21 protein-coding genes, 1 pseudogene and 1 riboswitch are annotated in these 24423 nt (G+C 38.6%); of the genes and pseudogenes, 20 read left to right on the forward strand and 2 right to left on the reverse strand.

Features of this window, described 5'->3' with window-relative positions; translation table 11 throughout:
* Window positions 1–390 precede the first annotated feature (390 nt).
* The 7 genes from ACFSBH_RS15640 (at window position 391) to ACFSBH_RS15670 (ending at window position 10050) form a co-directional block, all read left to right on the forward strand.
* Window positions 391–2181, forward strand: coding sequence for a S9 family peptidase (locus ACFSBH_RS15640; protein ID WP_251516840.1), 1791 nt, complete (start codon window positions 391–393; stop codon window positions 2179–2181).
* Window positions 2182–2337: 156 nt separating this feature from the next.
* Window positions 2338–2520: riboswitch (cobalamin riboswitch) on the forward strand.
* 120 nt (window positions 2521–2640) lie between these two features.
* Entirely contained in the window at window positions 2641–3627 is a 987-nt protein-coding gene (locus tag ACFSBH_RS15645; protein ID WP_379598475.1) for a helical backbone metal receptor, read from the forward strand.
* Window positions 3617–4642, forward strand: a complete 1026-nt coding sequence (locus ACFSBH_RS15650; protein ID WP_251516842.1) for a FecCD family ABC transporter permease — start codon at window positions 3617–3619, stop codon at window positions 4640–4642. Before ACFSBH_RS15645 ends, ACFSBH_RS15650 begins: the two co-directional genes overlap by 11 nt.
* 11 nt (window positions 4643–4653) lie before the next feature.
* Window positions 4654–6150: an adenosylcobinamide amidohydrolase gene (locus ACFSBH_RS15655; protein ID WP_379598478.1), complete on the forward strand. Its 1497-nt coding sequence runs from the start codon at window positions 4654–4656 to the stop codon at window positions 6148–6150.
* A gap of 17 nt (window positions 6151–6167) precedes the next feature.
* Window positions 6168–6761, forward strand: coding sequence for a cob(I)yrinic acid a,c-diamide adenosyltransferase (locus ACFSBH_RS15660; protein ID WP_251516844.1), 594 nt, complete (start codon window positions 6168–6170; stop codon window positions 6759–6761).
* A gap of 71 nt (window positions 6762–6832) precedes the next feature.
* Complete coding sequence (gene trpB, locus ACFSBH_RS15665; protein ID WP_251516845.1) at window positions 6833–7996, forward strand: tryptophan synthase subunit beta; 1164 nt, start codon at window positions 6833–6835, stop codon at window positions 7994–7996.
* A gap of 404 nt (window positions 7997–8400) precedes the next feature.
* Complete coding sequence (locus tag ACFSBH_RS15670; protein WP_251516846.1) at window positions 8401–10050, forward strand: SLC13 family permease; 1650 nt, start codon at window positions 8401–8403, stop codon at window positions 10048–10050.
* A 33-nt stretch (window positions 10051–10083) separates the two neighbouring features.
* On the opposite strand, the gene ACFSBH_RS15675 is transcribed toward ACFSBH_RS15670, so the two are convergent.
* Window positions 10084–11298 (reverse strand): MFS transporter, encoded by a 1215-nt coding sequence (locus ACFSBH_RS15675; protein WP_251516847.1) that lies wholly within the window; start codon window positions 11296–11298, stop codon window positions 10084–10086.
* 72 nt (window positions 11299–11370) lie between these two features.
* Entirely contained in the window at window positions 11371–12063 is a 693-nt protein-coding gene (locus tag ACFSBH_RS15680) for an N-acetylmuramoyl-L-alanine amidase (RefSeq protein WP_251516849.1), read from the reverse strand.
* A 247-nt stretch (window positions 12064–12310) separates the two neighbouring features.
* Between ACFSBH_RS15680 and ACFSBH_RS15685 the strand changes: the two genes are divergently transcribed.
* The 13 genes and pseudogenes from ACFSBH_RS15685 to ACFSBH_RS15745 all read left to right on the forward strand — a co-directional run bounded on the left by ACFSBH_RS15685 (window position 12311) and on the right by ACFSBH_RS15745 (window position 24333).
* Window positions 12311–12865: a GNAT family N-acetyltransferase gene (locus ACFSBH_RS15685; RefSeq protein WP_251516851.1), complete on the forward strand. Its 555-nt coding sequence runs from the start codon at window positions 12311–12313 to the stop codon at window positions 12863–12865.
* 87 nt (window positions 12866–12952) lie between these two features.
* Window positions 12953–13453: a GNAT family N-acetyltransferase gene (locus ACFSBH_RS15690; protein WP_251516853.1), complete on the forward strand. Its 501-nt coding sequence runs from the start codon at window positions 12953–12955 to the stop codon at window positions 13451–13453.
* A gap of 27 nt (window positions 13454–13480) precedes the next feature.
* Window positions 13481–14584, forward strand: a complete 1104-nt coding sequence (locus ACFSBH_RS15695; RefSeq protein ID WP_251516855.1) for a GNAT family N-acetyltransferase — start codon at window positions 13481–13483, stop codon at window positions 14582–14584.
* 126 nt (window positions 14585–14710) lie between these two features.
* Complete coding sequence (locus ACFSBH_RS15700; protein ID WP_251516857.1) at window positions 14711–15547, forward strand: aminoglycoside 6-adenylyltransferase; 837 nt, start codon at window positions 14711–14713, stop codon at window positions 15545–15547.
* A gap of 24 nt (window positions 15548–15571) precedes the next feature.
* Window positions 15572–16189, forward strand: coding sequence for a hypothetical protein (locus ACFSBH_RS15705; RefSeq protein WP_251516859.1), 618 nt, complete (start codon window positions 15572–15574; stop codon window positions 16187–16189).
* A 332-nt stretch (window positions 16190–16521) separates the two neighbouring features.
* Window positions 16522–17079, forward strand: coding sequence for a histidine phosphatase family protein (locus ACFSBH_RS15710; RefSeq protein ID WP_251516861.1), 558 nt, complete (start codon window positions 16522–16524; stop codon window positions 17077–17079).
* 20 nt (window positions 17080–17099) lie between these two features.
* Window positions 17100–17645, forward strand: coding sequence for a GNAT family N-acetyltransferase (locus ACFSBH_RS15715; protein WP_251516863.1), 546 nt, complete (start codon window positions 17100–17102; stop codon window positions 17643–17645).
* A 13-nt stretch (window positions 17646–17658) separates the two neighbouring features.
* The gene (locus ACFSBH_RS15720) at window positions 17659–18510 is read left to right on the forward strand and encodes a GNAT family N-acetyltransferase (RefSeq protein ID WP_251516865.1); all 852 of its coding nucleotides are present in this window, start codon (window positions 17659–17661) and stop codon (window positions 18508–18510) included.
* A gap of 42 nt (window positions 18511–18552) precedes the next feature.
* Entirely contained in the window at window positions 18553–20829 is a 2277-nt protein-coding gene (locus tag ACFSBH_RS15725) for an ATP-binding cassette domain-containing protein (RefSeq protein WP_251516867.1), read from the forward strand.
* A 495-nt stretch (window positions 20830–21324) separates the two neighbouring features.
* Complete coding sequence (locus ACFSBH_RS15730) at window positions 21325–22788, forward strand: Msr family ABC-F type ribosomal protection protein (protein WP_379598485.1); 1464 nt, start codon at window positions 21325–21327, stop codon at window positions 22786–22788.
* Between the two features lie 65 nt (window positions 22789–22853).
* Window positions 22854–23117 (forward strand): hypothetical protein, encoded by a 264-nt coding sequence (locus tag ACFSBH_RS15735; RefSeq protein WP_251516871.1) that lies wholly within the window; start codon window positions 22854–22856, stop codon window positions 23115–23117.
* Window positions 23118–23327: 210 nt separating this feature from the next.
* Window positions 23328–23801 (forward strand): annotated as a pseudogene (locus ACFSBH_RS15740) (ATP-binding cassette domain-containing protein); the annotation flags it as partial.
* A gap of 163 nt (window positions 23802–23964) precedes the next feature.
* The gene (locus ACFSBH_RS15745; protein ID WP_251516873.1) at window positions 23965–24333 is read left to right on the forward strand and encodes a helix-turn-helix transcriptional regulator; all 369 of its coding nucleotides are present in this window, start codon (window positions 23965–23967) and stop codon (window positions 24331–24333) included.
* The last annotated feature ends 90 nt before the right edge of the window (window positions 24334–24423 follow it).

The raw sequence follows: 24423 nt of genomic DNA on the forward strand, positions 1-24423 counted from the left end.
ATAAATTCTTGCGTTATCAATCTTGATTGAACCGCCGTATACGGAACCGTACGTACGGTGGTGTGAGAGGACGGAGGTTAATCGCCTCCTCCTACTCGATTTTTATAGAAGCCTGTAGGAGGCTGTGTGAATAACCTTAACTCCGTCCTGAGGCCGATATATTTTCCATCTTGGGTTCGTTTCGTTTAATTATTTGGAATTGTACTATAGGGTTAGGCTAATAAATTTAGTGTGAGTATATTGAAGTTGTGCGAGAGATAATCCAAGTCGACTTATATTAGGCTCTGGAGATAAACCTTATATTTTTCAATAAACCGTGCTAAATTTCATTAAAATATAGTAAATTTATAATATAATGGAAGATATTAATAATTCTATAGGGGGATTTTAATGATCAATTTTCCAAAACCGACAGTAGAACAATTTTTCCGTACGTACTATATCGATGATTTTCAAGTTAATGATGATGAGACAAAATTGATTTTCAGTACAAATTTAAATGGGAAAATAAATTTGTGGGCAATGGACCTTCCTGATATGTTTCCATATTTATTTGCCCATCATGATGAATCGATCGGGTTTACTGCATTTGATCCGCAGAAACGTTTTGTGATTGCAGGGTATGATAACGATGGAGATGAGAACTACCAAATCTATGCTGTTCCTTATGAGGGTGGATTACCACAACCACTAATTACAGGAGAACCTGATGAGAAGTTTTACTACTCTCAGCTTAGTGAAGATGGAAACCGTCTATATTATACAACCTCAAAGGATAATGCTGCGTTTTTAAATTCACGGGTAAGAAACTTGGAAGACGGTAGTGACGAACTCATCCATGAAGGTGAAACTGCGCCAACTCAGGTTGTTGGTGTATCCGATGATGAGAGAGCGTTTGTCTTCGTGCAATTACTTGCTAATACGTATATAAAATCATTTGTGAAGATTGATGAGAAAATCTATAACCTTGTGCCAGATCCTGATAAAGTCCATGTTGCTTCACAGCCGTTGTTTACGGATAATGAAACGATCTATTTCGTCACAGACTATGAAAGCAACTACCGCTATGTTGCGAAATATGACTTAAAACAGCAGGAGTTTTCCAAGGTTGCAGAGATAGAAGAAGAGAGTGTAACTCATCTAAAGTGGGATAAGAAAAACGAAGTGTTCTATTTAACGACTGAAAAAGGAGTCGTTGATCAGTTCTATCGTTTACAACCAACTACAGGAAAGATTGAAAAGTTAAATGCCCCTACAGCCATCATCAATTCACTTGTCGTATCCAAGTCTGGTAACTTATACATACTAGGACCTTCAGCAACTGTTCCTTTGAATATTTATAAGAGTGAGGATGCAGAAAACTGGACTAAGCTGACGAACAACCGGGTACTGGGTGTCGCTCAAGAAGAGATGGTGAATCCAGAGGTGGTTACCTATTCCTCATTTGATGGAATGGAAATTGAAGCGCTGCTATTTAAAGCAAGACCAGAAAATGATAATGGTCATACGATATTCTGGCCGCATGGTGGACCACAGGCTGCGGAAAGGGAGTTCTACCGTTCTATGTTCCAAGTCTTCCTCAATCGAGGATATACAATTTTTGCACCGAACTTCCGTGGAAGCACGGGATATGGTTCTGAATTTGTGAAATTGGTGGAGCAAGATTGGGGAGAAGGGCCACGTTTAGATAATGTTGCAGGAATCGAATGGTTATTCGAGAATGGTATTACCGATCGTGATAAACTATTTCTTGTTGGTGGAAGCTATGGTGGTTATATGGCGTTGCTCCTGCACGGTCGTCACCCAGAATACTTTAAAGCGGTAATCGATATTTTCGGACCGTCTGACCTATTTACCTTTGTAGAATCTGTACCACCACACTGGAAGCCGATTATGGAGCGTTGGGTGGGAGACCCGGTCCGTGATAAAGACAGATTTATTAAAGACTCCCCTGTAACTTATTTGGATAATATGACGAAGCCAATGCTGGTCATCCAAGGCGCTAAGGATCCACGAGTAGTAAAAGCGGAGTCCGATCAAATCGTGGCTAAGCTGAAAGAGAAAGGAAGAGAAGTGGAGTATTTGGTCTTGGAAGATGAAGGCCATGGCTTTTCGAAAAAAGAGAATGAGATTAAAGTGTATAAGAAAATGTTAGAGTTCATGGAAAAGCATCAAGGCTAATAAAGTAATCAAACTCCTGTTAAATGACTTTGAATCATTAAACAGGAGTTTTTTTCATGCATTTGTTGATTTCAAGGGAATGTATAGGTGCACTATGGGATAAAAAAGTGACTTTTAGGTCAATAAGGTGTAGTATATGTATAGATTCAATTGAAAATTACATAATAAATAATAGGTGAATTCTTCTTTGAATTCTTAAAAGGGAAGTTGGTGCAATTCCAACGCGGTCCCGCCACTGTGAATGCGAGCGAGCTGTATATACCACTGTACATCAAGTATGGGAAGGTACAGCGAGTGTTGACCATAAGCCAGGAGACCTGCCTATTATTTTGTGAACGCCAAAGCTACGAGGAATAGTAAGGTGAATCGGGTCCGTACATATACCTGTTTAACTAAGCATCTTCATTTGTCGTGAAGATGCTTTTTTAATATAAAAAAAGATTTTATGGAGGAATCGGGATGAAAAAAGTTCTTAATATCTTATTTTTAGTAATGCTCTTCAGTCTGTTAGTTGCTTGTGGGCAAGAAGATACAGACTCGGAAAATACAGGAGCTAATGAGGAAGAAAATGCGGTAGAAGAAACAGAAGTGGAAGCTGGTTATCCAGTATCACTTACAGATGCAGTGGGAAACGAAATAACACTTGAAAAAGAACCTGAGCGGATTGTTTCTTTGATTCCAAGTAATACGGAAATTACGTTTGCTTTAGGACAAGGGGAGAAGATTGTCGGTGTATCTGATCATGATAATTATCCAGAAGAAGTGCAAGAAATTGAAAAAATTGGTGGCATGGAATTGAATGTAGAGGTGATTATTGCGTTAGAGCCAGATGTTATACTAGCTCATGAACTTGGACTCAGCAGTGCGCAGGAAGCGTTTGAGCAATTGAAAGAAGCAGGTATTGATGTATTTGTTATTGAGGATGCACAAGATATTGCAAGTACATATGAAACGATTGATACTATAGGAAAAGTTGTTGGAGCTGAAGAAGAAGCAGAACAAGTGATTAGTGAGATGAAGGAAGGATTTGCAGAAATTGAAGAGCTTACTTCTGCGATTCCGGAAGATGAGCGTCAATCTGTATTCTTTGAGAATTCTCCAGCACCGGAAATTTATACAGCAGGCCAGAATACATTCATCCAAGAGTTGTTGGATATGATTCATGCTGAGAATGCGGCTAGTGATTATGAGGGTTGGTTGGCGCTCGATCCTGAGGCTATCATTGAGTTGAATCCGGATGTTATTATCACTTCTTATGGAGCATATATTGAAGACCCGGAAGGAGAGGTTCTTTCACGGGAAGGTTTTGATTCTGTTGAAGCGGTAGCAAATGAGAGGGTTTATGACATTCATGCGGATTTAATCACACGTTCTGGCCCTAGACTGGTTGATGGTGCAAGAGCTTTGGCAGAGGTAGTTTATCCGGAGCTTTTTGATGAAGAGTAATGCTATAAAATATATATTGGCTCTAACTTTCCTTTTATTTGCTGCACTATTTGCTATATCAATTGGAAGTGTTTACGTTCCAATTATGGACATTATTAAAATTGTTGGACGTGAAGCATTTAATTTACCAATTGGAAGTGATGTGGAGTCAATGTATGTAAGTATCGTTTATGATATCCGTCTGCCACGGGTTATATTGGCAGGTCTTGTTGGGGCTTCTCTTGCAATCGCAGGAGCGGCCTTTCAGGGCTTATTACGAAATCCGCTTGCAGAGCCTTATATACTGGGCGTTTCCTCAGGTGCATCTGTCGGGGCTGTCTCTACTCTGTTCTTTGGCATTTCTCTTCCAGTGATCGGCATCTACACATTACCTTTTTTAAGTATTTTAACAGCGTTGGCGACGATTTTGATTGTGCTCTACTTTGCCAGGAAGATTGATCGAACAATGCGTGTGGAAACGATTATTCTGACGGGGATTATTTTCAGTTCGTTTTTAGGTGCTTTCATCTCTTTAATCATTGCCCTTACTGGGGATGAGCTGCAACAGATCATCGGATGGCTGCTCGGCAGTGTATCTATGCGTGGTTGGAAATATGTAGGAATTATTCTTCCATTTTTTATTCTTGGAAGTTTATTGTTATTATTGAATGCAAAGGAATTAAATGCAATGTCGCTAGGGGAAGAACGCGCACAGCATTTGGGAGTGGATGTGGAGAAGAGGAAATTGCTTATCCTGCTGGCAGGTTCTGTTTTAACAGGTGCAGCTGTTGCCGTATCAGGAACCATCGGCTTTGTCGGCTTGGTCATTCCACATTTGACACGGAAACTTTGGGGGCCGGATCATACACATTTGCTTCCATTATCGATGATGATTGGTGCAGGATTCTTAATTTTAACGGATCTTCTCTCAAGGACGATTATATCCCCGCAAGTTCTTCCAGTGGGTGTCATTACTGCTTTAGTAGGTGCGCCTGTTTTTGCGTTTATTTTAATCAGACAACGAAAAGAAAGTTGAGGTGAGCAGTAATGCTTATTGTGGAAAATGCTTCAGGTGGCTATACCGGAGAGGAAGTTGTGAAAGATATTAGTTTTTCTGTGGAAAAGGGAGAGTTCTTCGGTATCCTTGGTCCAAACGGAAGCGGGAAAACTACGTTACTTAAAATGATCAGCGGACTGCTTAACCTCGACAAAGGAAAGATTGAAATTGATGGAAAAAGCATCGGAGCATATTCTAAGAAAGAGCTCGCCAAAAGGATTGCTGTCCTACCTCAATTATCACCACAAGTTTTTCCGTACACCGTAAAAGAAATGGTTTCACTAGGCAGATATGCACACCATAGCGGCTTGTTCCAGAAATGGACAAAACAGGATGAGGAAATCGTTCAAAAGGTTATGAAGCAAACAAACATCCAAGATTTTCAAAATACTTCCGTCATGGAGCATTCTGGTGGGGAGCAGCAACGAATTTTCCTGGCACAAGCACTTGTTCAGAATCCGCAAATTCTTTTACTGGATGAACCGACGAATCATTTGGACTTAGCCTACCAGAAAGAATTATTAGATCTTCTAAGAAAAAGCGCGAGAAATGAAGGTTTAACTGTGATTGCGATTCTACATGACTTAAATCTAGCAAGTCTTTACTGTGATCGTCTCTTGTTGATGGAGGATGGTAAAGCTAGGGCGATTGAAAACCCAGATGAAGTGTTATCGGAAGAATTGATTAAACATGTTTACCGGACAGAAGTGATAAAGCAACCGCACTCAAGAGTTGCCAAACCCCAGCTCCATTTAATGCCGGGAAAGAGGGATGAAAAGCTTGCTAAAGATATATATATTAATGAATCACAGCTTTCCATCAGCAGAGAGAAGATTGTCCTGCAAGCTGAAACACCTCTAAAAACGGTATCATCCGGAGTTGTCGGTTCAGGTTTCGGGTGGTATAAAAATTTCGTGAATCGGCATGTGGATGAAACTTATTATTGTGTAGATCATAGAAAAGAGATGCGCGAATATTTAAGTGAAAAAGGTTTTCGGCCAAATCAGACTGTTGGGATGATGACGGCGGTTAATCTTGAGGATAATAGTTATGGGGAGTATCAGGGAGATGGGTTTTCCGTCATGGTAGTGGTCACTGCTGGAATAGGAGCGGCAGTGGATGGCACCAAGTCTAAGCCGATTGTTGGGCCGGTAAACGCAGGGACAATCAATACATGGATATTCATCAACGGTAATTTAACAGAAGAAGCGTTCATCCAATCCATTATCACTGCTACTGAAGCTAAGGCTCAAGTGTTAAGGGAAATGGGGATTAAAGATAAGAAAACGAATACAGTTGCTACAGGTACTCCAACGGATAGTATTTTAATAGCTGCTACTCAGCAAGGAAAGAAGCTAGATTATGCTGGAACTGCGACAGAACTCGGTGCAATAATTGGAAAAGCGGTATATGAAGAGATGAAACAAGCAATATTAAATTATCAAAAAAGAAAAGCGACAGCTAAATCAAATGGTAGCATTGGATAATGAAAGGGGAGATCGATTTGAGACTTTATACAAGAGCTGGAGACAAAGGACAAACGGCATTAATCGGTGGAAAAACGAGTAAAGATGATATCCGGGTAGAAGCGTATGGATCCATCGATGAAACCAATTCGTTTGTAGGATTGGCAGTGGCACAATTGAACAAGAATCGGGAACCTTTTAAAGACCTGATTGTTGACCTTGAAAAAATTCAACACGAGTTATTTGATATCGGCACGGAATTATCGAATGTATCTAAGAAAGAACGTCCTCACGAGCTTTCAGAAGACATCATCACATACTTGGAAGAAAGAATGGATGAGCTTATTGATGAAGCACCAGCACTTGAACGCTTTATTTTGCCAGGTGGTTCTGAGGAAGCAGCTACACTACATGTAGCAAGGACCGTAGCGAGGAGGACGGAAAGACAAATTGTTACCCTCTATCAACGAGAACAAGACCTCAATCCAATCCCGTTAAAATACATGAACAGACTATCCGATTATTTTTTTGCAGCTGCTCGTGTGGTGAACAGCCGGCTTAAAGTTTCCGATGTAGAGTATGCCCGGAGTGCTAAGGTTTTTCGTGGAAGTCATAAGAAAAAGGAAAATTAATGAACTTGAATTTTTAGATTTTTCATTTATAATTAATGGAAGTTTTAAAAATTTATAGGAGATGAGTTTAGATGAGAAGAGAGAGTGTAGTAGAGAAAGGTTTCTTTGGAGATTTTGGAGGGAGCTTTATTCCTGAGGATTTGAAGAGTATTTTGGATCGTATTGGTGAAGCATTTGAAAAGTATAAAGAAGACCCTGACTTTCTAGAGGAGTATTGTTATTATCTAAAAGAATATGTTGGTCGAGAAAATCCGTTGACCTTTGCTAAAAACCTGACTGAAGAGGTTGGTGGGGCTAAAATTTATTTAAAGCGGGAAGATTTGAACCATACAGGTGCTCATAAAATTAATAATGTGCTTGGACAAATTTTGTTAGCGAAGAAAATCGGTGCAAAGCGGATTATAGCAGAAACTGGTGCCGGTCAACATGGGGTGGCAACAGCAACCGCTTGTGCAATGGTTGGACTGCCATGCACGATTTATATGGGGAAAAAGGATACGGAAAGACAGCGGCTCAATGTGTTTCGTATGGAGTTATTGGGTGCAGAAGTAGTTGCAGTAGATAAAGGACGGGGCCGCTTAAAAGAGGCGGTGGATGAAGCTTTCGGTGACTTATTGAAAAATCATGAGACGACATTCTACCTTATCGGATCGGCAGTCGGTCCATATCCATACCCGGAGATGGTGAAGTATTTCCAAGCTGTTATCAGTGAAGAATCTAAGCGTCAGATATTAGACAAAGAGGGTAAGCTCCCTACTGCGGTAGTTGCTTGTGTCGGTGGTGGAAGCAATGCTATAGGTTCCTTTGCCCACTATATTGACGAAAAAGAAGTACGATTAATCGGTGTGGAACCTGCAGAAGCTGCATCCATTTCTTTAGGAAAGCCTGCTGTATTTCATGGATATCGTTCCTTGACATTGTTAGATGAACATGGTGAAGCTTTACCGACAAGTTCCATCGCTGCCGGACTGGATTATCAAGGTGTTGGTCCTGAGCATAGTTATCTGCATACCACTGGCCGTGGAGAGTATGTTAGTGTAACTGGAGAAGAAGCGCTTGAGGCCTTTCAGCAATTATCAAAGACAGAAGGCATTATTCCTGCATTAGAAAGCTCTCATGCGGTAAGTCATGCTATTAAACTAGCAAAAGAACTTCATCAGGAAGATATCATTATCGTGAATCTCTCAGGCAGAGGGGATAAGGATGTGGAGCAAGTCTTTGAGATGTTAAAGTAAGGCTTGAAATATGCATTCGAACTTTTTATGTGTGTTGAATGGTTCGAGTAGATAAAAGCAAAGCATATCGTGGACGAATTCATGTCGAATTCGTCCATTACTTATTCTTGTTTTTCATTGTTGAATTAATAGTAGAGGTCGATTAATAACAATCTCTTACTGAAAGATTGAAAGACTATTAAAAGAGATTTATTAAGTGATAATAGTCATCATAAAGCCCTAATTTTTCTTTGAAGGAAGCTATTAACGACATCAATAACTTTGTTATATATCAGATGTGTAGTGTTTACAACGTTCTCTAAAAGAAGGTAAAATCAATATAGCGACTGATATATAACATATTGCTTTTTATATGGAAACGCTTTAAAATGAATGGTATATTTCTATTAAAAGGGGGAACATCGATGATTACTGCAACATGGAGCTGGCTTTGGGAGAAACACGACCAAATAAAAGATTTGTTTCGTTTTTTCGTTAAACCCGGGGATGCAATTGAAAAGAACAAAGTGAAGCAGCCTGACGTTACAAAGAAAGGCTATGGCGGTAAGGGGAATGGTGGAGGACGCCCCTATACGAATGCTCAGCTCACGGGACTTTTTCTTGGACCGTTATTATTTTTCTTGACGCTATTTTTCTTCACTCCTGAAGGATTATCCAATGAAGGAAAAGCAATATTAGCTAGTACACTTTGGATTGCAATATGGTGGGTAACAGAAGCAATTCCTATTCCAGCGACCTCATTGATGCCAATTATTCTATTTCCTTTATCAGGTGGACTGGATATTAATTCGACGACTTCAGCTTATGGAAACGGCACAATTTTTCTTTTTCTAGGTGGATTTGTCTTGGCTCTTGCGATGGAAAGATGGGATTTACATAGAAGGATAGCTATAAATATCATATCTGTTATGGGGACAAGACCAGATCGAATTGTGCTTGGATTTATGGTGGCGACAGGATTTCTTTCTATGTGGATATCCAATACGGCAACGGCTATGATGATGATTCCTATTGGACTAGCAATCACATATCAAGTCCAAGATGCCTTGAAGGGTGATCCAAATGTGGATACTTCAAAAGGAAACTTTGCTTTCGGTAAGGCAATTATGCTTGGTATCGGATATTCAGCGTCCATTGGTGGGATGGCGACCTTGATTGGTACACCACCGAATGCAATACTGGCTGGTACGGTTAAAGAACTATTTGACTATGAAATCTCTTTTGCCGGCTGGATGGTTTTCGGAGTACCGTTTGCTTGGGCATTATTACTATTCGGTTGGATTTATCTGACGAAAATGGCATTCCCGACAAACTTAAAGGACCTGCCTGGCGGTAAAGCGATCTTTGATGAAGAAAAGAGGAAACTTGGGAAAGCATCTTATGAAGAGAAGGCTGTTTTTATTGTATTCGTTGTGACAGCATTTGCTTGGATTACACGTTCCTTTATTCTAGAAGCGATCAATCCTAATATCGATGATACGATTATCGCGATATTAGCTGCTATTGTTTTATTCATTATTCCAACAAAGAGTACGAAAGCAAGCCATATTATGGATTGGTCTGCAGCGGTAAAATTACCTTGGGGTGTACTTTTACTGTTCGGTGGAGGACTGGCGATTGCAGCTGGATTTACAAGCTCTGGTCTATCAGAATGGATTGGCTCACAGCTCAATGGTTTGCAAGGAGTTCATATTCTACTAATCATTTTAGCTGTAACTGCACTAGTCAATGCCTTGACTGAAGTTACATCAAATACAGCAACTGCTACGATGATGTTCCCGATTATGGCAGCACTTGCATTAGCATTGGATGTCCATCCACTTGCGTTGATGGTTGCAGCGGGACTATCCGCTTCCTGTGCATTTATGCTGCCAGTTGCAACCCCGCCAAACGCGGTTGTATTCGGAACAGGTTATATACGTATCCTAGATATGGCTCGGGCAGGATTCTTCCTGAATATAGCAGCAATCATTTTAATCACGCTAACCTGTTATTACTTGCTTCCTTTGACGCTTGGAATTGATATTACTAGTTTCCCAGATAGTTTTAAATAATAAAAAAGAGATGAGTTTATACTCATCTCTTTTTTATTTTACCTGAGTCCGGATTACTTTACTCACAGTCTTCTTTTGAAAGATGATAACAAAAGCCAGGTAGGTTACAGGTAATAAACCTGCTATTATGACAATAGCATTCCAGCCTGACATATTCCAAACCGGTCCAACTGCAGAGCTTCCTAGAGTCACTCCAATATAATAAGCTACTAAATATAGACTGGCTGCACTTCCCTTATGATGAGTCGCTTCCTCTGCAACTGTGCTTGCAGTGAGAGAATGGGCTGTAAAAAATCCAAGGCAACTTACACATAAGCCAATTATAATCATAGGTAATGCTGAGAAAATCGTGAGAAAGATGCCGAGCGACAACACGATGATCCCGGCAATACGGATAGGTTTCATGCCAAAAGTTCCTGCGAGCCACCCGGCAAAAGGTGCACCTACTACACCAAATCCATATGCAAAAAAGGTATAGGAGATGGTCTTTACAGATAATGAGTACGGTTCGCCCTCCAGGTGAAATGGTAAGTAAGTCCAAATCGAAGTGAACGAGAATTGGAGTACGATACCCATTCCAATAATGATAAGTATACTAGGATTTTTAAAGTGAAAAAGCATTCCTTCAATATCTTTACGAAAGGATAGATTACTAGCTTGAAAGAATCTTGACCTCGGCAAGAATAATATAACAAGAACAGCAATGACAATACCTATTCCAGCAAAACTATAAAATACAGTTTCCCAAGAGAATCGATCTGTTAAATAACCCGCTACCACTCTACCTGCCATCCCGCCAAGAGCATTGCTTGCAATATAAAGTGCTGTTGCAATACCGATACTTGAATGATTGATTTCTTCGTTGATATAAGCGAGGGCTGCAGCTGGTAACCCAGCTAGAGCAAATCCCTGGAGAAATCGCAACAACACAATCAAATAAAAAGAGTCTGCTATTGGAATCAAGAAAAAGGGAATGACTGTAAAGACTAAAGAATACTTAATAAATGTCACTCTGCCTAATCGATCGGAAAAAAATCCGATCATAACGAGACCGATGATTAACCCCAATATAGGTAAGGATAATGTCAATGTTGCTTCTGAAACGGTTACATTAAATTCCCGAACGAATACAGGCAAGATGGGCTGCACCACATACATGCTTGCAAAAATGAAAAAAGAAGCAAAGGCTAGGCTGATGGTAATTCGCCAAAACCCCAAATCCTTTGCGCTATATTTCTGTTGTGCCATGTTTACACGTCCTTAAGTAGTACCTCATGAACTATACATATATTGTAACTCAATTTTACATAAATCTGAAAGTTAGTAACTTATTTTAGTCCAATCAAATAATGTACCTGGGTCTGATTTTCTTTCAGGTGCATATTCATCATGCCCAATTACATGCTCACGATTCTTCTTAATTTCAGGATAGACTTTATAGAGATATTCCAGCAATTCTCCTAAAGAGGCGTATTGCGCATCTGTATAACCGATATGAGAAGGATCAAGTGAATGATAGCTATCCTCGTCAAGGAATTCAGCCATCTCTTCTTTTGTACCGATAGCAAGCAATTCAATGCCGATCGAGTAGGCATTCAATTGATTCTCATACTCAGGAAATTGTGCAAGACTTCCGGTTCCTGCATGATAAGCTATCCGATTAGGTTTCACAAGTTCAAAGATTTCACCTTCCCGATCAATGATATAATGAGCAGAAACACCATAATCTACGAAGATTTGGTAGATATCATCCAATTGGTAAGGGTCTAACGGATTTCCTGTTACGTTACTGGTAAAGTGAAGCACCACATGTGTAATCGGTTTGGAGCGTTTTTCTGAATTTCTGAGGGGCAAATGCATTTCGGTTGCTTCTATCTCCTCTATTTGCTCCACGTCGGTTTTATGTTTAACATCCGAATTTTCTTGCTGGGACTCCGAGTCAGAAATAAGGAGGAAAAAAACGATAAGACCAATTAAAGCTGTGAAAAAGGTTATCTTTAAAGATGTTTTCAATCATGTTCACCCTGTTCATTCAATAAAATAATAATTAATAGTATACCAGTAGATAGGTGATTTGTGATTAATACTAAAAAAATCAGTGAGAGATTTCTCGCTGATTTTCCGCTTATTACTGATGTTCCGTTTAAATAAAGGATTCTCACGGTTATAATGGAGGAGAATGATTGGAATTAATTGGTTGTGCTGGATAAACGACTTTTGAAGAACGTTCTCGAAAAAATGGATAAACGGAGTGATAAAAATGGTGGATCTAAGTGATAAACCAACTATTATCGGAGAGAAGGTTATATCGAGGCCATTTCAGTCCAGCGATCTTCCGTATATAGAGGAGTATCTAAATGACCCAGAAGTAATAAAACTTACAGGAAGTACGCCGGATATAGATAAGGAAATAATGAATCAATGGTACAGTACAAGAAATGAGCAAAAGAATCGATTGGATTTGGCTATTGTTGATAAGCACATAAACATAGTAGTGGGAGAAGTAGTGGTAAATGAGTATGAAGAGCAACATCAAAGTATGAACTTCAGAATACTTATTGGTCCAAGAGGGAGAAATCGTGGCTTAGGAACTGAGGCGACACAACTTTTCATTGATTATGTTTTTCAGCATACTAACCTGAAGCAACTTACTTTAAGTGTGTTTGATTTCAATCCAAGGGCGAAGCGGGTGTATGAAAAGACAGGATTTGTTCTGGAGAGCATTGATCAAAACGAATTAGAATGGGAAGGAGAATGGATTGATTCTTTAAATATGGTGTTAAAAAGAATAGATTGGGTGGAAGGTCAAGTTTAGGTGAATTTTAAGATAAAACAGGGATATACACTATATTCATAGAACTTATAATATGAGGAACCTTGTATCTGATTGGAGAATGCGTCTATGGAGATCTTATCAAGCATCATACTAAGACCGATACGTATAGAAGATTATAATTACGTCTTAAACTGGAGTAGAGATGAGGCATTTTGTTTGGCTAATGATTGGGAGATAAATAGGAATGAAAAGGATGTATATGCCTGGTGGGTGCATTGTGTAACAACTGATTTTAAAAACTTTAATCGGATAGGGATTGAATACGAAGGAAGATTAATAGGCTATGTAGATGTAGTGCTTATTAATGATGTTACCGCTGAAATAGGAATTGCTATAGGCGAGCGTAATTTATGGGGGAGAGGAATAGGCACCAGTTCTATTTTAAAATTGATGGAATATGCCTCGAAGGAATTAGGAATTAAAATATTTAAAGCAGAGACGCATGAGGCTAATACACGTTCTAGAAGTATGCTTGAGAAAATAGGATTTAGAGAGATTGATAGGGATGGCACGGATAACTATTTAGGATTGGATAGTTGTCTTATACGATACAAGTTACATATTTAATGGAGAGATGTGTCGGGTGATATTAATATGTTGACAGACTTTAAAAATAAGTTGATGAATCTTAATGACATCATTTACTTTGATGAGAATGAGTTTCTCCGTGAGAAGCCGAAAGACAGGGTTCTATTGCAGAGATACATTGATGAGGGTGAAAAATTACTGGGCACTACTCTAAATAATGAAGATGTGTATTTTCTCAAAGGATTACTCGGTAATTTATATAGGATAATTGGCGAGTCTAGCAAGGCGATACAACATTTACGTACTTGTCTTCAATATGCTGAAAATCATAAAGATATTTCAAAAGAAGTCGTTTCCTTGATCAGGTTGGGAGAGGTATTAAAATACAATAATAATCATCGTGCTGCCCTCTTTCATTTCAATGATGCGTTAAAAAAAAGTCATGCAGAAGATGTAAACGCGTACATCGATTTTGTGTTACAGCATAAGGGAAAGTGCCTACTCGAACTGTCAAAATTCACCGAAGCAGAAAAATGCTTCATGGAAGCTCTCAGATTAAGGAGACAAAAAGGGGATATGAATTTAATTAGATCTACTGAAAGGGCAATTGAATTATTAAAGGAATTGGAAACAATTCCAACAAAGAGGGGAGAAAACATGAGTTACGATTTCTTAATTCGGGAAGCTGTTGAAAGTGACGCGGAACAAATTCTTGAACATACGAGAAAAGTCTACAAAGAAAATCCCGATGTGATGGCAACAACAATTGAAGAGTTTACTATGACATTGGAAGAAGAAAAACGTTGGATCAATACTCAAAAACAAATTGGCTTATTGCTGGTAGCAGAAGTTGATGGGAGGATCGTCGGAATGCTTAACTTTCAACTTTCCCCCCGCAAGCGGTTTAGCCATACAGGAATGTTTGGTATGAGTGTACAAGAGCAATTTTCCAATATTGGTATTGGAGGAGCCTTGTTAATGCATTTGTTGGATTGGGCAAAGGAGAATAAAAGTGTAGAAAAAATCTCCCTTGAAGTTTTTTCTAATAATGCAAGGGCAATACATCTATATGTTAAGCATGGTTTTGTTGAAGAAGGCAGAAAAAAGAACCAGGTTAAATTGGGACCTGAGGAATATGTTGATGTCATCTTGATGAGTAAAATGATTTGATATAAATGATTATGATTTCATCATAACAGCTCAAGTATCGGATCATGGTACGGTAACTAGAAAAGTAACTTTATGGAAAATGTGCAGCTTGTTAATCAGGCTCAATAAGGAGAGGTATTATCATGTGTGGGATTTGTAAGTAAACATAAGGAAAGGGACTCAGAATTACCAATACAGCGGAATAAATTATTGCAAGCGATTGAAAATGATTTACTGATTGATGATCATGTCCTGGGATTTTTCTATGGAGGTTCCATTGCTAATGATCATCTCGATAATTATTCAGATATAGACCTTAGGATTATTGTTAAACCGGAGAAGATGAAGGAGTATATTACGAATAAAAACAATCGTGCGGGTAATTGGGGGAATGTTCTTTACTTCGAAGACTCCCATCCTTCATCCATATACGTAGTGGCCCATTATGACTGTTTTGTAAAAGTGGATATCTTTTATTACACACCTGATTATATCCAGCCTTCGGTTTGGTTGCAAAACATCAAAATTATGAAGGATAACAGGGGGATGCTTGCAAATGTTTTAGAGCAATCCATGAAACTTGCTTATAAACCGTCCGTGAAGGAATTTGAAGTGTGGCGAACAAAGTTTTTTGCACTTTTACACGAAGCATACAGAAGGATGATGAGGGATGAATACTACTACGCTTTAGATTGTATTGATAAGATGCGCTTATCCATCGTATCAGGCTGGTGCATGATTGCTGGAATTCAACCAAACTCATTTGGTGACTGGGCGAAATACGAAGGTGAACGAAGTAGATTGAAGGATTGGCAGCAAGACCTGCTTGAAAGTTGGGATTGTGGAAGAAATAAGGTAGAGATCATAGATGTAGTGAGAAGTATCGTTCCTGAGTTTAAAAAAATTCATTATTCTTTATGTCGGAGATTAGAAATAGAGGAAGACTCGGAACAGCTTAATAGAATCATAGATATGGTGTTATGAACCAAAATCAGAGGGGGAACTTTTTTGAGAAAAAGTTATGTTTATATTGCTCTTTTGATGTTGTTCTTCATATTAATTTCTGGCTGCTCTAATTCCAGCAGTGAAAAAACAGAAAGAGCGACTATTTCCGTGAATGCCGATTCAGATTATGTGAATACCTTTGAAGACTTGCATTTAGGGATATTGTTCGATTTTGATTTCAAACTGCCTCATGCTGACAATAGGTGGGTGACTCTTTGGGTGGAAAGGTATGAAAATGGAGAGGAAGTTCCATCCTCATTGGATTTACGTTATGGTATGAGTCCAGAAGAAGTAGAAACTGGCCAAATTGGATTTGGGATAATTAATCCGAACTCAGAAGGAGAAGCGATGGCCTTCCTATATGGGCCGAATGTTAGCATTCAACCATCAATCATAGAATTGGAAGATAAATCGGGTGTTTTCAGTAGTTGGGATTATGCAATTGATGCAGAAGAATCAGAGTTGGATCTGGATGAAACATATTTGTTGGCCGCTTATAGAGAAAAGAAGAGCGACTCCATCCGTACAATCGATTTGCAGAATGACGCAGCAGTAAACCGGATGATTGAAGAAGATGATTTGGTATTGTTGCTGAAAATCAAAGTGGAAGAATCACAATAACAGGAACTTTATTTTTTCAGCAATGTCCATGTAGCTGATTAAATGTAACTTCTTTTAAAAACTACTCAATCCTATAAATCTGAGAGGTGAGGCTTTAATGGAAATTATTGATAAGTCACATAAAAGTGATTATGTCCTTGAATATTATGCTATTTTTGTTATTTCCTTACTCACATTCAAAAAGATTAGCAGAGTGGAAAGCTGCAAAGAACAACTCAAGAAAAAGAAGGAAGAGAACTCTATTAGAAATGTATAATACATGCAGGTGCAATCCGAAGATCAGGGTGAGTGACTTTTTTGTTGGAAAAATGACATGAGGGGTTGTCGCTGAATTGACTAACTTATATTTCGTAAGACATGCTCATTCTATATATACACCTGATGAATTGGGTAGGCCATTATCTGAAAGAGGATTTACCGATGCCAGTATGGGTAGAGAGTTATTGGAAACGGAGAATATTGACGTTGTTATCTCCAGCCCATATAAACGGGCTATCCAGACAGTGGAGCTTGTTGCTGAACATATAAATAAAGAAGTTGAGATTATAGAAGGGTTCAAAGAACGCATTTTAGCCGAAGCTCCCGTAGAAGATTTTAATCTTGCAATTAACAAAGTATGGGAGGATTACAGTTTTTCATGGGCTGGCGGAGAGTCTAATCTCGTTGCTCAAAAAAGAGGAATAGAGTCCACTTATCATGTGCTCGATAAATACAATGGCAAAAATATTGTCATCGGTACTCATGGTAATATAATGGTATTGATTATGAATTATTTCGATAGTAAGTATGATTTTTCACTTTGGAAAAATCTCGAAATGCCGGATATTTATAAGTTGACTTTTAAGGATAGAGAGCTGAAATCTGTTGAAAGATTGTGGAGGGAGATTTAATCGTAAATAGGGGGAGCGTTATGTTGTTTGAATCAGCAAGGGTTAAATTACGAAAAATGACAGTGGAAGATACAGAGCTTTATCATAAGTGGAGAAACGATATGGAAGTTATGCATTCAACTAATCCATCATTAGATGTGTATTCGCTGGAACAAACGAAAGAATTCGTAGAACAGGTTATATTGGGTTCTCATAATTCAAAAAGCTACATTTTGGTTGAAAAGGAAAAGGAAATTCCGATCGGCATAGTTTCGCTAATAAATATGGATTATCAAAATAGAAATGCTGAATGTATTATTGATATTGGAGAAAAAGAGTACTGGGGTAAAGGATTTGGTCCTGAAGGACTTCAATTGCTATTGGATTATGCATTCTATGAATTGAATCTCCATCGCATTTCACTCAAAGTCTTTTCTTTCAATGAAAGAGCCATCCGATTGTACACTAAACTTGGCTTCACGAAAGAAGGGAAAAGTAGACAGAGTTTGTTTAGAAATGGTACATGGCATGACATCATCCATATGGGTATATTGCAAACCGAATATATGGATAAAAGACTCAAATGACGCGGAGGTTACTATGGATTATAAAAACTGTTCAGAGGTGGAGCAATCCTATATTCATCAAGCATTTCTAAATGGATTTTCTGATTATTCGGTTCCTATGAATATACCATTGGATCTTTTCGTCAAGAGATTTTTCGGGCCTGAAGGGAATTCAGTAGAGAATTCCTTTATTGCCTTTCAAGACGATGAACCAGTTGGTTTAGTTCTTGGAGGAATAAGAGAGTTTGATGGTTATAAAAATCTAAGGTGCGGTGCTTTATGTGTAACACCTGAATATCGAGGAGCAGATGTAGGTAAAGAGTTATTCCGTTTGTTTGCTGAGCAAGGGATAAGTCAGTCATGCGAGAGGATTAGTCTAGAAGTGATATCTGACAATATCCGTGCCATTTGCTTCTATGAAAAACAAGGATTTATAAAAAATAATAAGCTGATATACTTCAGCCATTCTTTGGCTGGAGGGCAAATAAAAGATTATAGTATAGATGGGCTATTGATGAATGAAGTCAATCTATCTATAGCAGTAAAAGTAAGGGAAAGTATTTCAACTACACATATCAATTGGCAAAATGAAGTGGATTATTTTCAGCTGGATTCTACTGCTCATTGTTTTGCGGCTTATGCTGGTGAACGGTTTTTAGGCACCTTAGTATTGAACGAGGAAGGTAAAATCTACTTTTTATATACTGAAGAAGGGGAAAGGCAAAAAGGAGTTGCCAGTAGTTTGTTATCCTATGCAATAAGCAAGCTGGATTTGCAGAAGCTTAATATAAATATGCCTGATAATATTGATATGACGGAGTTTCTTCATAAGACTGGATTCACGAAAGAGAAAATAGAACAATTTGAAATGATTAAGGTGATTTAAGCAATCATTTTTTAAAAGTATCAAGTCGGAAAGGACGATAACGTGTCAGAGATAAAAGACGAAATCATTCTTAGAGGACTGAAAGCAAATAACTTGAAGAATATTGATCTAAATATCCAAAAAGAGAAAATTACAGTATTTACTGGTCTATCTGGCTCGGGCAAGAGTTCTGTCGTCTTTGATACATTGGCAACCGAAAGCAGAAGACAAATGACGTTGAACTATCCGCATTACGTAAGAAATCAAATGCCGAGATATGAAAGACCCCATGCTGATCTCATGCAAAACTTAAGTCCTGTTGTTGTTGTCGAGCAAAGGCCAATTGGCGGGAATTCCCGCTCTACGGTTGGTACATATATGGATATTCATCCATTAATCAGATTGTTGTTTTCAAGAATTGGGGAACCATCCATCGGTTCTGCAACTGATTTTTCAAGTCAAAGCTCGTTTGGCAGATGTCCAAGCTGTAGTGGTTATGGCGAGGTGATAGCTCCCGACATAAATAAGATGATAGATTTCAATAAATCATTACGTGAGTATGCTGTGAATTTTAAGCCATTATCCCCTTCTGGGTGGCAAGGAAGATGGATGATCACCGGGGGCTTGTTCGACCCGGATAAACCAATAAAAGATTATTCCGAAGCAGAGCGGAACCTGCTCATCTATGGTCCGCCTGAAGGTGAAAAGGTCTTTGCGCCATTCCATACAAAAAATGGTCCACAGCCTCATGAGTGGGATGGGTTATTACCGAGATTTACACGCCTGTATATTAATAGAGACATTTCCAAGTTGAAAGAAGTTTCGCAGGAAGATGTTTTAGCAATGTCGACTCATTCCTTATGTCCAACTTGTCAAGGTTCAGGTCTAAATCCTAAGGTGTTGGAATGCCGTATAAATAGTCTAAACATTGCAGACTATGATGCATTAGAAATTACGGAATTGGTTACGGAGTTAAAGAATATTGAGGCTCCGTTGGGTAAACCGATTGCAGTTCAGGCTATCTCTCATATAAAGCAACTTGTGAAGATGGGTTTGGGGTATTTGAGCTTATCAAGAAAAATGGACACCTTATCTGGGGGAGAGGCTCAAAGGGTAAAGATTGCCCGCCATTTAGGCAGCAGCCTTAATAATCTTACGTATATTTTTGATGAACCAAGTGCTGGCCTCCATCCAGAAGAAGTGGATTTATTAATCGATATGCTCAAGAATATAAAGGAGCAGCATAATACAGTTATCGTAATTGAACATGATTTATCGATCATTAAAGTTGCGGATGAAATTATCGAAATGGGCCCAGGAGCCGGAACATATGGGGGAGAAGCCGTTTATCAAGGAAAGATGGAAGGACTATCTAATTCTAAAGCCGCTACAGCTCTAGACTACAAACTGAATGTAAATGAAAATCCGAGGGAAAGCAAAGATAATTTCATAATAGAAAATGCAACTAGCAATAATTTAAAGAATATCAGTGTGACTATTCCGCAAAACGTTCTTGTCGCTGTTTGCGGTGTATCGGGTTCTGGGAAGAGTTCTTTAATGATGGAAGCATTTACTGAAAATTATCCGGAGACGATTATGGTAGGTCAAGGAAGTATCGGGATCTCCAGCCGTTCAACACTAGCAACTTATATGGGGATCATGGATGATATCCGTTCCATCTTTTCTAAAGAAACAGGACAACCTGCGGGATTATTTAGCTTTAATTCATTAGGGGCATGTCCGGTTTGTAAAGGTAAAGGTGAGATGAAGCCGGATGTGGCTTTCGCTGACCCTGTGACTGTCCAATGTGAAGCATGCCAAGGTACGAGATACTCAGATGAAGCATTGTCTCATCGTTATCAAGACAAGAATATAGTTGAGATTTTGAACTTAACGATCGAAGAGGCGCTTGATTATTTTGAAGCACCGAAGATTTTAAAGCGAGTACATACGTTGCAAGACGTAGGATTAGGATATCTCACGCTTGGCCAGACGACAAGCTCTCTAAGTGGAGGGGAAGTCCAACGATTGAAGCTGGCGAGCCATCTTCAGAAAGAGGGACAAATCTATCTGTTAGACGAACCATCTTTAGGTTTGCACACAAAAGATAACGATAGGCTCTTAGATGTATTCCAGTATCTCGTAAACAGAGGAAATTCCGTCATCATTATTGAACATAATTTGGACTTTATCGCTGCAAGCGACTGGGTGATTGAATTAGGTCCGGGAGGTGGAAAAGAGGGCGGAAGGGTTATTTTTGAAGGTACTCCGGAAGAAATGCTAAATACAGATACGGTGACAGCGAAATGGTTGAGGGCTAGAGTTTCAAATGGAACATAACTTTACCAATCTTATATTGCTTGACGAGAGCACCTTTTGACACATTCCATCATACAGTTTATAATGAGCATAGATTTTTTACATTAAGGAGGATTAATAAAGAGATGAGACTACGATTCCCAACTTTGAACCAGTAATTTAATACGGTCAAAGGCTCTGTTTGTGTATCAGAGTGTATGGGATTAGTCTGCCCTTTTTTAATCATCTAGCGAAACCAAAATATATATTACCCACGGTCAGTATGAATTCAGTGGGGAATGTTTCTTTAGAAAGGCGGATTTTCTGCCTTTCTTTTATTATGTTCATATATGAAGATGGGACTCTTTTCCGTTCACTCTAAATCACAGGCAGATGCTTGTGGTTTTTTTATTTGGTAAGAGGAGGAAGTTTCGATGCAAATATTATTATTCTTTTAATACGGGCTTGAAGTGAAAGTAAGCCCGTATCGATCTTAGCTATCGATACGAAATGAATTTATTTCGGGAGGTAGCAAGAATGGAAAAAGTTTGTTTTGAATTGGAGAATATTGAACTCACGTATTTAGATAGAACGATTTTAGATATAGAACGTTTAGCGGTGCATCAGTTTGACCGGATTGGAATTGTCGGTAAGAATGGAGCAGGAAAGAGTACTTTATTAAAGTTATTGGCAGGAATGATCAAACCGACAAAAGGCAATGTACACCGTCATACAGAATTTGCATATTTTGATCAATTAAAATCACCTGATAAAACAGAAGCGGATTTTGAATTGCTAGGAAAATTGGCTGTTCCAAAGACTGAAATTGAATACTTTAGTGGTGGAGAACAAACAAGGCTCAAGCTGGCTCAAATATTTTCGAACTATCATGAAGGCCTGCTTCTTGATGAACCGACTACACATCTGGATGCAGAAGGGACACAGTTTTTTGTTGACCAGTTAATGTATTATTATGGTGCGCTTATCCTTGTCAGTCACGATCGTTATGTATTGGATGAACTAGTGACTAAAATCTGGGAAGTCGAGGATGGTACCGTAACGGAGTTTACAGGAAATTACTCAGACTATGTTGGACAGAAAGAGTTGATGAAACAACAGCAACTAGAGCAGCATGAAAAGTATGTGAAAGAGAAATCCAGGCTTATTCAAGCAGCAGAGGAGAAAATGAAAAAAGCTGAGAAAATAACTGAAGCTGGTGGCCGGACTTCAAAGAAAGAAACAAAGGCTAAGGCAAATAGAATGTTTGAAACGAAATCAAAAGGCACGAGCCAAAAGGCGGTTCAGCGTGCAGCCAAGGCAATGGAGAAGAGAGTGGAACAATTGGAGGCAGTCGAAGCACCAAAGGAAGAACAAATGATTCGCTTCCATCAATCAAAAGCTCTTGAGCTGCATAATAAGTTTCCGATTATGGCGGATCGGTTGCACCTACTAGTTGGAGATAAGATTCTTCTAGATGAAGCAAGCTTTCAGTTCCCTTTAGGACAGAAGATTGCAATCACTGGAAAAAATGGGTCAGGGAAATCAACACTGCTGCAGCAGATTTTACAAAGGGGAGAAGGACTGACAATTTCACCAAAGGTAGTGTTTGGTGCTTATCAGCAGTTGGACTATAAATTTACTAAAAACAAAACTGTTTTAGAGAATATTAAATCCGAAAGTGACTTTCCTGAGAGTAAAATACGCTCTGTACTTCATGCAATGAATTTCAATGGTACCGACCTCATAAAGGATATTCGAGATTTAAGCGGTGGGGAAGCAATAAGATTAGTACTTTGCCAACTGTTTTTAGGAAGATATAATGTGCTGGTTTTAGATGAACCTACAAATTTCTTGGATATCTTCTGTATCGAGGCATTGGAGAAGTTCATCAAAGGATATGAAGGAACCGTACTTCTTGTTTCACATGATCGAACTTTTATTGATAAAGTAGCCGACAGTGTTTATCTGATAGAGGATAGAAAACTAGTGTTAAAAAGCTGACCGATCAATAAGGTCACTGTTTTTGGTTACACTAATTAAAAAGAATCGAAAACAGGAGTGATGATATGTTGCTCAATGGAGATATCATTTCAGGTGAATTTGACGAAGGCAATAATGAGTTTTCCTTAAAACAGGTTAAGCATTTCACGACTGAAACAACAATCAATGAGAACCAGCTAAAAAGTCTATATCACTATTTGAAAAAGAATCAGGAGGATATTGACGGTCATGTCATTACGTTATATGATCAATTGCCGATACGATTGACCCAAGAAGAGATTAATTTACTATTAAATGATCTAGAGAAAGTAAATTCGATGTACTTTTAGGATGGCCAAATCTTAAAATGCAAGAGTCTTTTTATTGATTAAGGGCGAAGATGATAAAGAAGATAATTGCAAGAGAGATTAGAAAAGGAAATGAATCTTATCTAAGTTTCATTTCCTTTTGCTTTCACTAACTCAATTAACTTGTATAAGTAATGTGCACCTCGAAGCTGTTGTTCGATTTGGTAGTCCATATAAGCCAAGGAATCCAGATATAATGGTCATTCCATTACTGATATACTCGAAACTTCCGTTCAGGATTGTTTAAACATTTTTAAGGAAGAGAAAAAAATTAAAGTTGTATTCGAATTACTTGTTGAGATTGGATTAGGTTATTTAAAGTTGGGACAATCACTAACAACACTTTCAGGTGGTGAAGGGCAACGGCTGAAGCTGGCAAAGGAATTATTAAAACAAGGAAATAAACATTCTTTATACTTACTGGATGAACCTACAACAGGACTGCATCCAAATGATGTCATCCAACTATTAAACTTACTCAACCGAATCGTCGATGCTGGTAATACTGTTATTATGGTTGAACATAACAGCCAAATGATAAGAGCCTCAGACTGGATTGTTGATTTAGGACCAGAAGGAGGGGAAGCTGGTGGCCAAGTGATTGCAGAAGGAACACCAGCAGAGATAAAGGAAAACAGTAATTCTTATACAGGAAAATATTTATAATAACATGCAGGGCTGGATCCAAACGTGATCCAGTCTTCAGTGATTTGAAGATGAGGGTAACATGACATGATAAACCATATTACAATCGATAAACTCCGTACGTGAATTATCGAGTAGCTTTTAACTTTTGCCGATAAGATAGTGATGTGAAGGAGGGAAATGAATGCTTCATAAATTCAATAGTTTAATGGATTACATCGAAGAACATTTAACGGAAGAAATCACTGGGAAGGATATTACTCAAATTGTAGGGATATCTGATTATCATTTTAGAAGAATGTTTTCTTACATGGCCGGAATGACTTTAAATGAATATATCAAAAACAGGAGATTGTCAGTCGCCAATGTTGAGTTGATTAATGGAGGGAAAGTGACCGATGTAGCGTTAAAATATGGCTATCGATCCATGGATGGCTTCTCGCGAGCGTTCCGTGAGTGGAGCGGATTTCTGCCATCTGAAGTAGTCAAAAACAAGATACAAAAATCATTTCCCAAATTTACATTCTATATAGACGTAAAAGACCTGCGGTGATATGTCAAGAGGTAAATAAATAATTGTTCAGTTATCAAGGTGCATTATCCTTAAAAAAGGCAACACTAAACTAACCCAGTAAAGTTATGC

Source organism: Oceanobacillus luteolus, assembly GCF_042678205.1.
In the GTDB taxonomy this organism is placed as follows: Bacteria; Bacillota; Bacilli; order Bacillales; family Amphibacillaceae; genus Oceanobacillus; species Oceanobacillus luteolus.

Bases quoted from the DNA above. Each gene is read 5' to 3' on its own strand.
- ACFSBH_RS15640 (WP_251516840.1), top strand. From the start codon at position 391: ATGATCAATTTTCCAAAACCGACAGTAGAACAATTTTTCCGTACGTAC.
- ACFSBH_RS15645 (WP_379598475.1), top strand. From the start codon at position 2,641: ATGAAAAAAGTTCTTAATATCTTATTTTTAGTAATGCTCTTCAGTCTG.
- ACFSBH_RS15650 (WP_251516842.1), top strand. From the start codon at position 3,617: ATGAAGAGTAATGCTATAAAATATATATTGGCTCTAACTTTCCTTTTA.
- ACFSBH_RS15655 (WP_379598478.1), top strand. From the start codon at position 4,654: ATGCTTATTGTGGAAAATGCTTCAGGTGGCTATACCGGAGAGGAAGTT.
- trpB (WP_251516845.1), top strand. From the start codon at position 6,833: ATGAGAAGAGAGAGTGTAGTAGAGAAAGGTTTCTTTGGAGATTTTGGA.
- ACFSBH_RS15670 (WP_251516846.1), top strand. From the start codon at position 8,401: ATGATTACTGCAACATGGAGCTGGCTTTGGGAGAAACACGACCAAATA.
- ACFSBH_RS15675 (WP_251516847.1), bottom strand. From the start codon at position 11,298: ATGGCACAACAGAAATATAGCGCAAAGGATTTGGGGTTTTGGCGAATT.
- ACFSBH_RS15685 (WP_251516851.1), top strand. From the start codon at position 12,311: ATGGTGGATCTAAGTGATAAACCAACTATTATCGGAGAGAAGGTTATA.
- ACFSBH_RS15690 (WP_251516853.1), top strand. From the start codon at position 12,953: ATGGAGATCTTATCAAGCATCATACTAAGACCGATACGTATAGAAGAT.
- ACFSBH_RS15695 (WP_251516855.1), top strand. From the start codon at position 13,481: ATGTTGACAGACTTTAAAAATAAGTTGATGAATCTTAATGACATCATT.
- ACFSBH_RS15715 (WP_251516863.1), top strand. From the start codon at position 17,100: ATGTTGTTTGAATCAGCAAGGGTTAAATTACGAAAAATGACAGTGGAA.
- ACFSBH_RS15720 (WP_251516865.1), top strand. From the start codon at position 17,659: ATGGATTATAAAAACTGTTCAGAGGTGGAGCAATCCTATATTCATCAA.
- ACFSBH_RS15730 (WP_379598485.1), top strand. From the start codon at position 21,325: ATGGAAAAAGTTTGTTTTGAATTGGAGAATATTGAACTCACGTATTTA.
- ACFSBH_RS15735 (WP_251516871.1), top strand. From the start codon at position 22,854: ATGTTGCTCAATGGAGATATCATTTCAGGTGAATTTGACGAAGGCAAT.
- ACFSBH_RS15745 (WP_251516873.1), top strand. From the start codon at position 23,965: ATGCTTCATAAATTCAATAGTTTAATGGATTACATCGAAGAACATTTA.